Below are 13,744 nucleotides of genomic sequence, written 5' to 3' on the forward strand. Positions count from 1 at the left end.
CTCGATTTGACGCGCACGCGCGCCTGCAGGTCCAGCGATCATGACCCAGATTTCCGAACGCCTGTTGGTTCAGGCCCACCTCGACGCCAAGCAGCCCAACCCGCTGACAGCCGAGCAGGAGGCCGAATACCGTGCGGCCATCGCTGCCGAGCTCAAGGCCCAGAACGCAGTGCTGGTTGCCCACTATTACTGCGACCCGGTCATCCAGGCGCTGGCTGAAGAAACCGGCGGCTGCGTGTCCGACTCGCTGGAAATGGCCCGCTTCGGCAAGAACCATCCGGCCGAGACCGTGATCGTGGCTGGCGTGCGTTTCATGGGCGAAACGGCAAAAATCCTCACCCCGGAAAAGCGCGTGCTGATGCCGACCCTGGAGGCGACCTGCTCGCTCGACCTGGGTTGCCCGGTCGAAGAGTTTTCTGCGTTCTGCGACCAGCACCCTGAACGCACCGTGGTGGTTTACGCCAACACGTCCGCTGCCGTAAAGGCCCGTGCCGATTGGGTAGTGACTTCAAGCTGCGCGCTGGAAATCGTCGAAAGCCTGATGGATAACGGCGAGACCATCATCTGGGGGCCGGACCAGCACCTGGGCCGTTACATCCAGAAGCAGACCGGTGCCGACATGTTGCTGTGGGACGGTGCCTGCATCGTTCACGAAGAATTCAAATCGCGCCAGCTGGCCGACATGAAGGCACTGTACCCGGACGCAGCGATCCTGGTGCACCCTGAGTCGCCGGAAGCGGTCATCGAACTGGCCGACGCGGTGGGTTCTACCAGCCAGCTGATCAAGGCAGCGCAGACCCTGCCGAACAAGACCTTCATCGTCGCCACCGATCGCGGCATCTTCTACAAGATGCAGCAGCTGTGCCCGGACAAGGAATTCGTCGAAGCGCCTACTGCCGGCAATGGCGCGGCCTGCCGCAGCTGCGCGCACTGCCCGTGGATGGCGATGAATACCCTGGAGCGCGTGCTGCACTGCTTGCGTAATGGCGGTGATGAGATTTTCGTCGACCCGGCGCTGGTGCCCAAGGCGATCAAGCCGCTGAACCGGATGCTGGACTTTACCCAGGCTGCAAGGCTGAAACTGTCCGGTAACGCCTGACGACAGACCGCGTCGTCTTCTTCGCGGGCTCGCCCGCTCCCACAGATACAGCGCAGCGCTCGCAGGCGGTGCGATCCCTGTGGGCGCGGGCGTGCCCGCGAATGGCCCTCAGCGCCCCATCATTTCCCGCACCATGCGCTGCTGCTCCATGATCTCGCGCTGGCGCTGGTCAATCTGCGAGGCCAGCGGGAAGTTGCTGCCCGACCGGCGCTTGGCGTAATCCAATTGCTGGATCGCTTGGTCAAAGTCCCCCACCAGGGTGAAATACTCGGCCCGTGCGCGGTGCAGGCCAATGGTATTGCCCGACAAGCCCCGCACTTCAGCCATGTCATACCACACGTCCGGGTCATCCGGCCGGCTCTTGACCAGTTCGTTGAGCACCTTCTCCGCTTCGGCAGGCTTGTTCTGCTTCACCAGCAAATCGGCGCGGACCTGTTTCAGCGGGTAGTTGCCCGGATACAGCCCCTGCATCCGTTCGGCCCGCTGCTGGGCGTCGGCCAGGCGGTTGTTGGTGATGTCCAGGTCGATCTGCGCCAGGTTGTAGGTGATGTCGTTGGGTGCCTTGGCCAGTAGCGGCTTGAGCATTTCACGCGCTTCGTTCAGCTGCCCGCCTTTGATCTGAGCCAAGGCCAGGCCGTAACGCGCGGCGTCCAGTTTCGGGTCTTCGTCCAGCTGGGCACGGAAGCGCTTGGCGGCAAGCCCTGGTGTGCCTTCGTAGGTCAGCGCCACCCGGGCGCGAATCAGCTGGTAGCGCATGCTGTCTTCAATGCCGCCCTTGGGCGCCTGGTCGGCCCGGTTGCGGGTATCGGCGATACGGGATTCGGTCACAGGGTGGGTCAGCAGGAATTCAGGCGGCTTGGCGTCATAGCGATACTGGCGTGCCAGGCGCTCGAACATGGTCGGCATGTTGCGCGGGTCGTAGCCAGCCTTTTCCAGGTTCTGGATACCGATACGGTCGGCTTCCTGTTCGTTCTGGCGTGAGAACCGGCGCTGTTCCTGGATCGCCGCCGCCTGGGTACCGGCAATCATGCCGATGCCCGCATCGCCGGCGCCACCGGCGGCCAGCACGATACCGGCCAGCAACGCCGCCATCATCGGCAGCTGCATGCGCTGCTGCGCCTCGACGCCTCGGGCGAAGTGGCGCTGCGACAAGTGCGCCAGTTCGTGCGCCAGTACCGAGGCGTACTCGCCTTCGGTCTGGGCGTTGAGGAACAGCCCGCCGTTGACCCCGACAATGCCACCCGGGGCGGCAAAGGCGTTCAGCTCGCGGCTGTCGATCAGGATGAATTCCAGGCGCCGGTCCTGCAGCTGGCTGGTTTCGGCCAGTTTGTAGACGCTGGTTTCGACATAGTCCTTGAGCTGTGGGTCGTTCAGCTGGTTGACCTGGCCACGCAGCAGGCTTAGCCAGGCGCGGCCCAGCTGGTGCTCCTGTTGCGGCGAAACGATCGCGGAACTGGCGTCACCCAGTGATGGCAGGTCGTCAGCATGGCCGGGAAGGGCCATCAGGCAGGCCAGCGTCAGCAGGGTAGGGCGCAGTAGATTCATGCATGAAGCTCGCGTCGGTCAAAGATACCTACTGTAGCGGGCTCACACGTTGGCGACCAGTGGCGCTATCCTAGCCGACCCTGTCAGCAAGCAGTCTGGCAACGCCTTTGGAGACCCTGCGATGAGTGACACCCTTACCTGCGATGCCGAACTGGACGCCAGCGGGCTGAATTGCCCTTTGCCGCTGCTCAAAGCCAAGATGGAGCTCAATCGCCTTGCCAGTGGCGCGGTACTCAAGGTGATCGCCACGGATGCCGGGTCGCAGCGTGACTTCCGCACTTTCGCCCAGTTGGCCGGTCATACCCTGCTGCGTGAAACGGCCGAGGCCGGCACCTACACTTACTGGCTGCGCAAGGCCTGAGTCTTTACCAAGGATCGTCAATGTTCAAAGTGCTTCGCGACTGGATGCAGCGCTACTTCTCCGATGAAGAAGCAGTGGTGCTGGCGGTCCTTCTGTTTCTGGCTTTCACGGCTGTTCTTACCTTGGGCGGCATGCTCGCGCCCGTGCTGGCGGGTATGGTGCTGGCGTTCTTGATGCAGGGCCTGGTCAACGCCCTGGAGCGTGTGCGGGTACCGACGCGGCTGGCGGTAATGTTGGTGTTCGCCCTGTTCATGGGTGCGCTGGCGCTGTTCATGCTGGTGCTGGTGCCGCTGCTGTGGCACCAGCTTATTACCCTGTTCAACGAGCTGCCGGGCATGCTCGGTAAGTGGCAGTCGCTGCTTTTGCTGCTGCCCGAGCGCTACCCGCACCTGGTGTCGGACGAGCAGGTGCTGCATGCCATCGAGTCGGTACGTGGCGAAATCGGCAAGTTTGGCCAGTGGGCGCTGACCTTCTCGCTGTCGAGCCTGCCGTTGCTGGTCAATGCCATGATCTACCTGGTGCTGGTGCCGATCCTGGTGTTCTTCTTCCTCAAGGACCGCGAACTGATCGGGCGCTGGGTGAGTGGCTATCTGCCGCGCCAGCGCACCCTGCTGAACCGGGTGGGCAGCGAGATGAACCGGCAGATCGCCAACTACATCCGTGGCAAGGGCATCGAAATTCTGATTTGTGGCATTGCCACCTACATCGCCTTCATCAGCCTGGGGCTCAACTACGCTGCACTGCTGGCGCTGCTGGTGGGGCTGTCAGTGGTAGTGCCCTACGTGGGGGCGGTGGTGGTGACGGTGCCGGTGACGCTGATTGCGCTGTTCCAGTGGGGCTGGGGCGACCAGTTCATCTACCTGATGACGGTGTACGCGATCATCCAGGCGCTGGATGGCAACGTGCTGGTACCGTTGCTGTTCTCCGAGGCGGTGAGCCTGCACCCGGTGGCGATCATTTGCGCGGTACTGCTGTTTGGCGGGTTGTGGGGGGTCTGGGGGATTTTCTTCGCCATCCCGCTGGCGACCCTGATCAAGGCCGTGCTGGATGCCTGGCCGCGGCAGGAGCCTAGCGTTTCACCGATGCTTTGATCTGATTGGGGCCGCTTTGCGGCCCCAAACGATCTCAAGCCTTGTTCAGCGCTTGGGCTGCTGCCAATACGGCATCCACGTGCCCTGGCACCTTCACCCCACGCCATTCCTGGCGCAGTACACCCTTCTTGTCGATCAGGAAGGTGCTGCGGTCAACGCCCATGTATTCCTTGCCGTACAGCTTCTTCAGCTTGATCACGTCGAACAGCTGGCACAGGGCTTCGTCCTTGTCGCTGATCAGCTCGAACGGGAAGCCTTGCTTGGCCTTGAAGTTCTCGTGCGACTTGATGCCATCGCGCGACACGCCGAACACCACGGTGTTGGCGGCGGCAAAGGCGTCATGCTGGTCGCGGAACCCCTGGCCTTCGGTGGTGCAGCCCGGCGTGCTGTCCTTCGGGTAGAAGTACACCACCACTTGCTGGCCCTTGAGTTCGGCCAGGCTGACGGTTTGCCCGCTGGTGGCCTGGGCCTGAAAGTCCGCAACAGGTTGGTCGAGTGCTACAGCCATGGTGGTTTCCTTACATGGGGTTCTGTGGGCGCCAAGGTTCGATCAGCGCATCCAGGTTCAGGGCATCGGCAAAGTCCAGGAACTGGTCACGCAACCAGCTGATTTGCGTACCGGCCGGCAGAATCACGGTGAACTGGGCGTTGAGCATGCTGCTGCCGGTTTGCGGAGCCAGGTAGGTGTCGCAGGTCATGGCTTCCAGCTCGACGCGGTGGTCGAGGAAGAACTGGCACAGCTCGTTGATGATGTCCGGGCGGTAGGCGGCGCTGACGTAGGCCACGTACGGCAGAGCCTGCGGGCGCACTTCCTGGTCGGCGCTGCGCACCACGTCCAGGGTCAGGCCATGTTTTTTGCCCAGGCCCGGCAGGGTGGACTCCAGGCGCGCCAGGGCGTCCCAGCTGCCGCCCACTTGCAGCACCAGGGCGCTGGTCTCGCCGTGGCGACTCAGGCGCGAGGTGACCACCGCGCAGCGGTTTTCGAAAGCGGCGCGGCTGAGGACGTTGGCCAGTTCCATGGGGTTCGGGCCCAAGGCACTGATGACAAGGAATTGTTCGCGGACGGTGGGGGTGGACATGCAGCATTCCTAAAGCGATGAGCGGTCGGTACAGGACGGGCGAAAGCCTCCTGTCGGCAGGGCCCGGGGCTCGCATGCGAGGTCGTGGACGCTGGCGGGGAGCAAGGTCGACGGCCCGGCGGGCCGCGCTGCACCGATCAAAGGATCAAGGGTAGCGAAATAAGGCGCCGAGGGGAATGCTCCGCCTGCCTGCTTCGCTTGTGCAAGGCCGATGCCCCCAGTACCATTACGGCTCTCTTTTTCCGGCAGGAGCAGTTACATGATTGCGGGCAGTATGGTGGCATTGGTCACACCCATGGATGCACAAGGGCGTGTGGACTGGGGCAGCCTCGACAAACTTGTAGACTTCCACCTGGAAAACGGCACCCATGCGATCGTCGCTGTAGGCACCACGGGTGAGTCCGCCACGCTGGATGTCGAAGAACACATCCTGGTCATCAAGCACGTGGTCGAGCGCGTCAAACGCAGCAGCCGCCGCGTTCCGGTCATTGCCGGTACCGGTGCCAACGCCACTGCCGAAGCCGTGCACCTGACCCAGAACGCCAAGAGCGCCGGTGCCGATGCCTGCCTGCTGGTAGTGCCGTACTACAACAAGCCGACGCAAGAAGGCCTGTACCAGCACTTCAAGCACATTGCCGAAGCCGTCGACATTCCGCAGATCCTCTACAACGTACCCGGCCGCACCTCCTGCGACATGCAGGCCGAGACCGTGATCCGCCTGTCGACCGTGCCGAACATCATCGGCATCAAGGAAGCCACCGGCGACCTGGTCCGCGCCAAGGCCATCCTCGATGGCGTCAGCAAGGACTTCATCGTCCTGTCCGGCGATGACCCGACTGCCGTCGAGCTGATCCTGATGGGCGGCAAGGGCAACATTTCTGTTACCGCCAACGTCGCCCCGCGTGAAATGGCCGATCTGTGCGAGGCCGCCCTTGAGGGCAATGCCGAGAAGGCCCGCGCGATCAACGAAAAACTCATGCCGCTGCACAAAGACCTGTTCTGCGAAGCCAACCCGATCCCGGTGAAGTGGGCGCTCGTCGAAATGGGCCTGATGCAAAAGGGCATTCGCCTGCCACTGACCTGGCTAAGCGAAGGCTGCCACGAAAAAGTCCGTACTGCCTTGCGCCAGTCCGGCGTACTGGTTTAAGAGGAAGTACACCGCATGAAGCGACTGGCTGGTCTTTCCGCCCTTGCCCTGATTATCTCCAGCACCAGTGGGTGTGGCTGGCTGTGGGGCGAGGATGGCTATTTCCGCGACCGCGGCAGCGACTACCTGCAGGCGCACCCGACTGCGCCGATGCAGCTGCCGCCGGACGCCAGCAACGTCAAACGCCTTGACCCGCTGCTGCCCATTCCGCGTAACGTCGCCGACGATCACGTCACGGGCGAGTTCGAAGTGCCGCGCCCGCAACCCCTGACCGGCGGTGCCGCCCAGGTCACCGACTACAGCCTGCAACGCAGCGGCAGCAGCCGTTGGGTGCTGGCCCAGCACTCGCCAGCCGAAGTGTGGCCGGTGGCTCGCCAGTTCTTCGAGGACAATGGCTTCCGCATCGCTGAGGAGCGCCCGCAGACCGGTGAGTTCAACACCACCTGGCAGCGTTTCGACGAGCTGTCGGCATCGCTTGGCCAGCGCCTGGCGAGCACCGCCAGCAGCGGTGACAGCGAAGTGCGCGTGCGTGTCCGCATGGAGCCGGGCGTGCAGCGCAACACCTCCGAGGTGTATGTGGTCAGCGTCGAGCGCCCGGCCGGCAGCACCGCCGAGCCTGACTTCCCGTCCACCTCCAGCAACACGGGTGCCGATGCCCTGCTGGTCGACGAAATGCTCGCCAGCATGAACCGCAGCGCCGAGAAAGGCGGTTCGGTATCGCTGTTGGCCGCGCGCGATTTCGACGCGCCAAGCCGTGTCAGCCTGAGCGAAGACGGCAGCGGCAACCCGGTGCTGTACCTGGGTTCCGACCTGGACCGTGCCTGGTCTGGCGTAGGCCGTGCCCTGGAGCAGGGTGGCGAGTGGCGTGTTGAAGACATCAACCGCAGCCTGGGCCTGTACTACATCAACCTGTCGGAAAAACCGGACGACAAGCAGAACCAGCCTGGCTTCTTCGGCCGGATGTTCGGCAGCGAGCCGACCAAGGAAGAGCGTGAAGCCCGTGCCGAGCGCTACCAGGTTCGCCTGAGCAAGGTGGGTGATAGCGTGCAGGTCACGGTCGAGAAAAACATCAACACCGTTGCCCCGGCCGATGTCGCCCGCCGCGTGCTGAGCGCCATTCAGGACCACCTGGGCTAAGTGCGCTTCGCGGTACTCGGAAGCGGCAGCCAAGGGAACGGCACGCTGATCGCCAGTGGTGACACGTTCATCCTGGTCGATTGCGGCTTTTCCCTGCGCGAAACCGAGCGGCGCCTGGCGCTGCTCGGTGTATCGGCGGCTCAGCTCAGTGCGGTGCTGGTGACCCACGAACATGCCGACCACGTGCATGGGGTGGGCTTGCTGTCGCGGCGCTACAATGTACCGGTCTACCTCAGCCAAGGCACGTTGCGCGGCATGCGCAAGCCGGTGGAGGTGGCCGGTTTTCTCGCTTGTGGCCAAAGCCTGCGTATCGGCAGCCTGGAAGTGACCGCCGCGCGGGTCGAGCACGATGCCTACGAGCCGTTGCAATACGTGATCAGCGATGGCCAGCGGCGCTTCGGTATGCTGACCGACCTGGGCTCTTATGACGCGCTGTTGCTGGAGCGTTACCAGGGCCTGGATGCATTGTTGATCGAGGCCAACCACTGCCGCGACCTGCTGGCACGCGGTCACTACCCGGCCTTCTTGAAGCAGCGGGTAGGGGGCATGCAAGGGCATTTGAACAATCACCAGGCCGCGCGCCTGGTGCACGAGTTGGGCTGGAACAACCTGCAACACCTGGTGCTGGCCCACCTCAGCAGCAAGAACAACCTGCCACACTTGGCTCGCCAGTGCTTCGTCGACACCCTTGGGTGCGACCCGGACTGGCTCCAGGTGGCGAATCAGGAACACGGGCTCGACTGGCGCGAAATCGCCTAGCCCAACACCTCAAGCAAGCGGAGCCCAATCATGGAAAAACGCGACGAACTCTACCGCGGCAAGGCCAAATCGGTTTACAAGACCGACGACGCCGACCGCTTGATCCTGCTGTTCCGTAACGACACCTCGGCGTTCGACGGCAAGCGCATCGAACAACTCGACCGCAAAGGCATGGTGAACAACAAGTTCAACGCCTTCATCATGCAGAAGCTGGAAGAAGCCGGCGTGCCGACCCAGTTCGACAAGCTGCTGGGCGACAACGAGTGCCTGGTGAAGAAGCTGGACATGATCCCGGTCGAATGCGTAGTGCGTAACTACGCCGCCGGCAGCCTGGTCAAGCGCCTGGGCGTGGAGGAGGGCATCAAGCTGGAGCCGTCCACCTTCGAGCTGTTCCTGAAGAACGATGAGAAGGGCGACCCCTTCATCAACGAATCCCACGTTGTCGCGTTCGGCTGGGGCACCGCCGAGCAGCTGGTGGAAATGAAAAAGCTGTCGCTGAAAGTCAACGAAGTGCTGAGCAAGCTGTTCGATGACGCCGGCCTGCTGCTGGTCGACTTCAAGCTGGAGTTCGGCGTATTCCACGGCCAGATCGTGCTGGGCGACGAGTTCAGCCCGGACGGTTGCCGCCTGTGGGACAAAGAAACCCGCAAGAAGATGGACAAGGACCGCTTCCGCCAGGGCCTGGGCGACGTGATCGAAGCCTACGAAGAAGTTGCCAAGCGCCTGGGCGTGCCGCTGTAAGCGGCGCGTTCACGCAAGCGCCTGATACCACGCGATTTTTTTGAAAAAAATGTTTGCGTTTTTAAAAAACGCTGGTAAGATGCGCGGCATTGGAGAGATGCCGGAGTGGTCGAACGGGACGGATTCGAAATCCGTTGTACTGGCAACAGTACCTAGGGTTCAAATCCCTATCTCTCCGCCATACATCGAGAAGCCCCGCAGATTTAGATCTGCGGGGCTTTTTCGTTCTGGACCATCGAGAATCGGCATATCGCCGCTCATTTTTTCATCATCCCCAATTCAGCATCATCCAGCAGCGCCTTGGCCATCGCGCTGAGGTAATGCGAAGCCCAGATCAGTTTCCGGTCGTCGTCCATCAAGCCGGTGATGATCAGGTCGCGGACGTAGCCCATCGGTTCGGATGCCTGTTTACGAGCGTCCTGGCAGGGGATGTCGGGCGCTGGCTTGCCGGCGATGGTCTGCGAAGCAGGCCTGTTGTAGAGCCGTTTTTCGCAACATTTTGTCTTGAACTGCCAATGTCACCTTGCGCTACAATGCGCTCCTCTAATACGCCTTTCACGCCCAGACCAAACGCCGTAATGATTACGCGCTGGGCGATGACCTTTTTCTGACATGGATTCGTTGGATGCTTCGCGCCGTACTGGTCTCCCTCTATGCCCTTCGCTGGACGGCTGAATTGTCGTCTGCAGCCAGTGCTGCACCCTCTCTGAAATCCCCGCACAACGTCGAATGCTGCCGCCAGACCCTGGCTGCGGTACGCGGCTGTGCGCCCCACCGAAAATGGAGTGCTCCACTTGCGTAAGAAATTCGTCGCGTCCCTCTTGGCGGTTGCCATCGCCTCTACCACGGCCTGTGCACAGCTCGGGATCAGCAAAGAGCAAGCGGGCACCGTGATCGGTGGCCTGGCCGGTGTGGCCATCGGCTCGACCATGGGCAGCGGCAACGGCAAGATCGCCGCTGCCCTGATTGCAGGTGGCATCGGTGCCTACGTGGGCAACCGCATTGGCCACATGCTGGATGAAAAGGACCAGCAGGCCCTGGCGCTGCGCACCCAGGAAGTGTTGAGCCAACAGCAGACTACCGCCAGCGCCCAGCCGGTGACCTGGACATCCGACCACTCGGGCGCCACCGCGCAGATCGTGCCGGGCAAGGAATACACCCAGACCAAGAAGGTCGAGGTCAAGCGCGCGCCGAAGATTCAGGCGGTGCCGTCGATGAAGCTGATCAACGAACCCTACGTGACCATCAGCGACAACCTGAACGTGCGTGCCGCGCCTAACCAGAACGGTGAAAAAGTCGGCAGCCTGAAGAACCACACCGAGTTCACCGCCGTCGGCTCCACGGGTGACTGGATCCTGGTCGGCCGCAAGGGCGTGACTGTTGGCTATGTGCACAAGAACTACGTCGAACCGAAGGCGCAGGCAGTTGCCAAGCGCGTAACGCCGGCAGTGAACCTGGACGAACTGGACGTAGCCGCCAGCAAGGAAACCCAAGGCTTCGACCTGGACTCGGTGCAGTCGCTGCCGACCGAAACCGTCGCTGCCGAAGCGGCCTGCCGCCCGGTCACGGTCAACCTGAAGTCGCAAAGCGGCAAGACCGAGCAAGAGCAGAACACCTTCTGCAAACAAGCCAACGGCACCTGGGAACTGATCTGAGGAACTCCATGAAAAAGCACGCGCTCGCGCTGGCTGTGATCGGCGCTTGTGGTCTGGTACCGCAGGCGTTCGCCCATGAGCTGGCCTTCTCGAAGAAAGAAAACATCAAGGTCGAAGTACCTGGGGACGCCACCACCTGGTGCAAACCCGAGGTCGAGCTGACCATCACCCGTCCGGCCTGGGACAACCAGGAGCTGCTATCGGGCTTGCTGACCAAGCTGCCGTTCGTGTTCGCCAAGGACTGCTCGACCGCCAAGGTGAGCTGGAAAGCCGTGGACGCCAAAGGCAACCTCTACGCCAGCGGTTCGGGCAATGCCAGCAACCTGGGCCTGGTGACCCTGGCCGCCGCGCCTGCCGCTGTCGCTGCTGTTCCGGCACCCGCTCCGTCTGCGCCAGCCCCGGCACCTGCACCGGCAGAAGCCCCGGCGGCTGTTGCTCCAGCCCCAGCGCCTGAGCCAGCTCCTGCGGTAGTCGAATCGACACCTGCGAAAGTAGAAGCAGCCCCTGCTGCAGTGCCAGCTCCAGCCGTTGCCGCAGAGCCCGCACCAGCACCAGCAGCCGAAACCCCCGCCGCAGCGCCTGCCGCTCCGCCCGTCGCAGCCCCTGCCGCCGCAGTAGCCGCAGTAGCCGCAGCCCCCACCTCGGATTTCGGTCGCGCCGTGGTCCTGGAAAACCGCAACCTGATGCAGGTAACGGACGGTTCTGGCTGCAAATGGGTACTCAGCCGCGAGATCATCAGCAACGGTGACACCCTGTCGTTCGGCACCACCCCGGCCATGCCGTGCCCGGCGTCCGGTTTTGGCGAAGGCAACTTCGAAAAAATCAGCTGGAAGGCCGTGGGCACCTACCGTGGGGATAACTGGAGCCGCGTATACGTGCACCCGAGCGGCCTGATTTTCAACAAGGTCTACGAGCCTGCGGTCAAGGACAAGGCCGTTTCCTACCTCACGGCAGACGCTGGCCAGGCCGCATTCCTGGTGGGCGAGATCCCCAGCCGGCAGATGAAGGTGTACCTGGCCTTCACCCGTGGCAGCTACGGCGTGCTCCGTCCATTCGGCAGCGACCCTTACTACGTGGCAGTAACCCCGGACGAGTCGTTCGCTCTGGACGCAGCCAAGTACAAGGAAGCTGCGCTGGAAATCTTTGACCTGATCAAGACCACCTCGCCGACCACCACCGACGTGGCCGACCTGCTCATCGTCAAAGACATTTCGGCGATCACGAACAACATGTGGGGCAACGACGCGCAGAAGATCACCCGCAACCGCATCGGCATCAATCGCCAAGGCCTGTTCTTCGATGTGCGCGATGGCGCGAACTGGGCGGTTCAGCGTGAGGAGCAGCGCGTGCGTGAGGCGCGCCGGCGTCAACAGGAACTGGCCAGCGTCCACACCCGCGTACTGGAGCGTTACCAGCAGTTGCAAGACGGCATGAGCGAGTTCAAAGGGCGCGAAACCGAAGCCCTGGCGCAAATGGCCGGCATCAAGGTGCGCTTCGCTTCGCCGCTGGAACAGCAAAACCCGGCAACTTCGGCCCGCGTGGTGCCGATGATGGTCCACGTCACCGGCAAGCAGGGCGATTTCTACGCCATCGACTTCCCGAGCAAGGGCCGCCTGGTGGCGGACGAGGAGTACAGCGAAGGCTGGTACGTGGCGCAAGTGGCCAACGCCACGCCGTACTACCCGCTGGACGATGGCCGCGCGGTGCCCACATACCGTGCCTATAACGCGGGCGAGCCCCAGGCATGCAAACAGGACAAGTGTGCGGACCTCGTGTCGTTCGGCGCCGTGCTGGCCAAGGAATTCCCTAACGCCGGTATCGATTTCAGCTGGACCCCCGAGGTCTCCCAAAAGTACGTGAACGACTGGAACAACGCTTCCGCCATGGTCCAGTGAGGCAAACACCATGATCAAACAGATGAACAAGAAGCAGCTGCTGATTGGCGGTGTGGCCGCAGCGGTGCTGGTGCTCGGCGGTGGTTACGCGATGCTGTCCAGCTCGGGCAAGAAGGCTGCGATGGCCTACTACGACGACTTCAAGGAGCGCTACTTCCTTGAGGACGTGCTGTCTGAAGGTGATATTTCCTACTCGGCGTTCTCTGGCAACCTGACTGTCGCCGACCCCGAGATCCGCGTGGCGGCCGCGCAGACCAACGGTGCCCAGCAATTCATGCGTGGCCTGTCGGGCCTGATGGAGTCGGTTCGCGGTAGCTCGGCGGAGGAAGGCCTGGCCGGTTGGGCCAAGTACCAACTCAACGCCAGCGGCAATGTTGCAGGCGTCTACCTGAAGGCCGATGCGCTGAAGCTGGCGCACGATGGTGACAGCAAGGACGGCACGATCCACATCCAGCTGCTTGGGATGCAGATGGGCAACCCTTTCGTTGCCAGCAAGGGCGCTGAAGTGGTGCTGGTGTCTGATGTCAGCGACGAGATCCAGCCGCGTGCCGAACTGGCCGCCAATGGCCGGGCCACCCAGTCGAACTTCGACTGGGGTAGTAACATGGTTGTGCGTCAGCCAATGACCGGCGCGTTTTTGGTCAGTAGCACGGGGGAATTCGGCACCACGGTAGACGTGGACTTCACCCTCAAGCGCTCCAGTGACGGCGAGGGCTCGATGGCGTTCGTCGTGACCCACCGTAACGATGGCTCCAAGGTGGGTGAGATCGTGCGCAAGGCCGAGTTCCAGTCGCTGCCGGAGCTCGACGATGTCGAAACCCAGCTCAAGAGTGCGTTGAGCGCCATGCTGATCGGGGCCTACAGCACGTACACCGGTCAGGCTGTACTGGCCGAGGCGGTGAGTGGTTTTGCACGCAAGGCCAAGGTGGAGAACTACAGCGTGAGCTACAGCGGCTTCAAACCGCTGAAAGAGGCTTACAGCGACTACCAGCAGAATGTTCCGAAGGCGAAGTTTGCCGCCTTCTGTGAACAGGTCGGGTTGTCGACGTGGAGCAGTGATTTCGGTGCCAAGGGCAAGAACCACAGCGACTCGGAATGTGCCATCGGGCAGAAGCTGGTCGAGGATGGCAAGTTTGAAGAGCACTACACCTTCAAGGAAGGCAAGAGCCTGTTTGCGGCGTTGTTCGTGAGCAAGGCGTATGAGCTGGAAACCAATTGACCGGTTGATCGCTGAT

The 13,744-nt window shown here is 62.5% G+C and carries 13 protein-coding genes, 1 tRNA gene and 1 pseudogene; 11 read left to right on the forward strand and 4 right to left on the reverse strand.

Annotation, left to right across the window (positions count from 1 at the left end; all coding sequences use genetic code 11):
• Window positions 1-40: 40 nt before the first annotated feature.
• The gene (nadA, locus tag FHW75_RS13500) at window positions 41-1,099 is read left to right on the forward strand and encodes a quinolinate synthase NadA (protein ID WP_016711984.1); all 1,059 of its coding nucleotides are present in this window, start codon (window positions 41-43) and stop codon (window positions 1,097-1,099) included.
• A gap of 108 nt (window positions 1,100-1,207) precedes the next feature.
• Here the strand turns inward: nadA and FHW75_RS13505 are convergent, their stop codons facing one another.
• Window positions 1,208-2,644, reverse strand: a complete 1,437-nt coding sequence (locus FHW75_RS13505; protein WP_016711983.1) for a M48 family metalloprotease — start codon at window positions 2,642-2,644, stop codon at window positions 1,208-1,210.
• Between the two features lie 121 nt (window positions 2,645-2,765).
• Between FHW75_RS13505 and FHW75_RS13510 the strand changes: the two genes are divergently transcribed.
• Together FHW75_RS13510 and FHW75_RS13515 are read left to right on the forward strand one after the other, a co-directional pair.
• Window positions 2,766-3,005 carry a sulfurtransferase TusA family protein gene (locus tag FHW75_RS13510; protein ID WP_008097503.1) on the forward strand — a complete coding sequence of 80 codons (240 nt, stop codon included), beginning with the start codon at window positions 2,766-2,768 and terminating at the stop codon, window positions 3,003-3,005.
• 20 nt (window positions 3,006-3,025) lie between these two features.
• Window positions 3,026-4,096 carry an AI-2E family transporter gene (locus FHW75_RS13515; protein ID WP_183673881.1) on the forward strand — a complete coding sequence of 357 codons (1,071 nt, stop codon included), beginning with the start codon at window positions 3,026-3,028 and terminating at the stop codon, window positions 4,094-4,096.
• A 34-nt stretch (window positions 4,097-4,130) separates the two neighbouring features.
• Here FHW75_RS13515 and FHW75_RS13520 read toward each other — a convergent pair whose 3' ends face one another.
• Both FHW75_RS13520 and FHW75_RS13525 read right to left on the reverse strand, forming a co-directional pair.
• Window positions 4,131-4,604 carry a peroxiredoxin gene (locus tag FHW75_RS13520; protein WP_016711981.1) on the reverse strand — a complete coding sequence of 158 codons (474 nt, stop codon included), beginning with the start codon at window positions 4,602-4,604 and terminating at the stop codon, window positions 4,131-4,133.
• Window positions 4,605-4,614: 10 nt separating this feature from the next.
• Complete coding sequence (locus FHW75_RS13525; protein ID WP_003254741.1) at window positions 4,615-5,175, reverse strand: glycine cleavage system protein R; 561 nt, start codon at window positions 5,173-5,175, stop codon at window positions 4,615-4,617.
• Window positions 5,176-5,434: 259 nt separating this feature from the next.
• On the opposite strand from FHW75_RS13525, the gene dapA reads away from it, so the two are divergent.
• From dapA to FHW75_RS13550, 5 genes are all read left to right on the forward strand, one after another.
• On the forward strand, window positions 5,435-6,322 hold the full coding sequence (gene dapA, locus FHW75_RS13530; RefSeq protein ID WP_019098479.1) for a 4-hydroxy-tetrahydrodipicolinate synthase: 888 nt from the start codon (window positions 5,435-5,437) through the stop codon (window positions 6,320-6,322).
• Between the two features lie 15 nt (window positions 6,323-6,337).
• Entirely contained in the window at window positions 6,338-7,459 is a 1,122-nt protein-coding gene (bamC, locus tag FHW75_RS13535; RefSeq protein ID WP_016711979.1) for an outer membrane protein assembly factor BamC, read from the forward strand.
• On the forward strand, window positions 7,460-8,218 hold the full coding sequence (locus tag FHW75_RS13540) for an MBL fold metallo-hydrolase (RefSeq protein ID WP_019098480.1): 759 nt from the start codon (window positions 7,460-7,462) through the stop codon (window positions 8,216-8,218).
• 30 nt (window positions 8,219-8,248) lie between these two features.
• Complete coding sequence (gene purC / locus FHW75_RS13545; RefSeq protein WP_011535129.1) at window positions 8,249-8,959, forward strand: phosphoribosylaminoimidazolesuccinocarboxamide synthase; 711 nt, start codon at window positions 8,249-8,251, stop codon at window positions 8,957-8,959.
• A 91-nt stretch (window positions 8,960-9,050) separates the two neighbouring features.
• Window positions 9,051-9,140 (forward strand) — tRNA-Ser (locus FHW75_RS13550).
• 76 nt (window positions 9,141-9,216) lie between these two features.
• Here the strand turns inward: FHW75_RS13550 and FHW75_RS13555 are convergent.
• Window positions 9,217-9,396 (reverse strand): annotated as a pseudogene (locus FHW75_RS13555) (DUF3077 domain-containing protein); the annotation flags it as partial.
• A 357-nt stretch (window positions 9,397-9,753) separates the two neighbouring features.
• On the opposite strand from FHW75_RS13555, the gene FHW75_RS13560 reads away from it, so the two are divergent.
• From FHW75_RS13560 to FHW75_RS13570, 3 genes are read left to right on the forward strand one after another with little or no spacing between them, the layout of a single operon-like run.
• Window positions 9,754-10,614, forward strand: a complete 861-nt coding sequence (locus FHW75_RS13560) for an SH3 domain-containing protein (protein WP_016711968.1) — start codon at window positions 9,754-9,756, stop codon at window positions 10,612-10,614.
• 8 nt (window positions 10,615-10,622) lie between these two features.
• Window positions 10,623-12,509 carry a hypothetical protein gene (locus FHW75_RS13565; RefSeq protein WP_183673883.1) on the forward strand — a complete coding sequence of 629 codons (1,887 nt, stop codon included), beginning with the start codon at window positions 10,623-10,625 and terminating at the stop codon, window positions 12,507-12,509.
• 10 nt (window positions 12,510-12,519) lie between these two features.
• Entirely contained in the window at window positions 12,520-13,728 is a 1,209-nt protein-coding gene (locus FHW75_RS13570; protein WP_159266562.1) for a hypothetical protein, read from the forward strand.
• Window positions 13,729-13,744 lie beyond the last annotated feature (16 nt).

The organism is Pseudomonas sp. OG7, assembly GCF_014192825.1.
Lineage (GTDB): Bacteria > Pseudomonadota > Gammaproteobacteria > Pseudomonadales > Pseudomonadaceae > Aquipseudomonas > Aquipseudomonas monteilii.

What these genes read in the sequence shown, in the direction of transcription:
- FHW75_RS13525 (WP_003254741.1), bottom strand. Translation starts at nt 5,175, where the DNA reads ATGTCCACCCCCACCGTCCGCGAACAATTCCTTGTCATCAGTGCCTTG.
- purC (WP_011535129.1), top strand. Translation starts at nt 8,249, where the DNA reads ATGGAAAAACGCGACGAACTCTACCGCGGCAAGGCCAAATCGGTTTAC.
- nadA (WP_016711984.1), top strand. Translation starts at nt 41, where the DNA reads ATGACCCAGATTTCCGAACGCCTGTTGGTTCAGGCCCACCTCGACGCC.
- FHW75_RS13565 (WP_183673883.1), top strand. Translation starts at nt 10,623, where the DNA reads ATGAAAAAGCACGCGCTCGCGCTGGCTGTGATCGGCGCTTGTGGTCTG.
- FHW75_RS13515 (WP_183673881.1), top strand. Translation starts at nt 3,026, where the DNA reads ATGTTCAAAGTGCTTCGCGACTGGATGCAGCGCTACTTCTCCGATGAA.
- FHW75_RS13520 (WP_016711981.1), bottom strand. Translation starts at nt 4,604, where the DNA reads ATGGCTGTAGCACTCGACCAACCTGTTGCGGACTTTCAGGCCCAGGCC.
- FHW75_RS13570 (WP_159266562.1), top strand. Translation starts at nt 12,520, where the DNA reads ATGATCAAACAGATGAACAAGAAGCAGCTGCTGATTGGCGGTGTGGCC.
- FHW75_RS13505 (WP_016711983.1), bottom strand. Translation starts at nt 2,644, where the DNA reads ATGAATCTACTGCGCCCTACCCTGCTGACGCTGGCCTGCCTGATGGCC.
- bamC (WP_016711979.1), top strand. Translation starts at nt 6,338, where the DNA reads ATGAAGCGACTGGCTGGTCTTTCCGCCCTTGCCCTGATTATCTCCAGC.
- dapA (WP_019098479.1), top strand. Translation starts at nt 5,435, where the DNA reads ATGATTGCGGGCAGTATGGTGGCATTGGTCACACCCATGGATGCACAA.
- FHW75_RS13510 (WP_008097503.1), top strand. Translation starts at nt 2,766, where the DNA reads ATGAGTGACACCCTTACCTGCGATGCCGAACTGGACGCCAGCGGGCTG.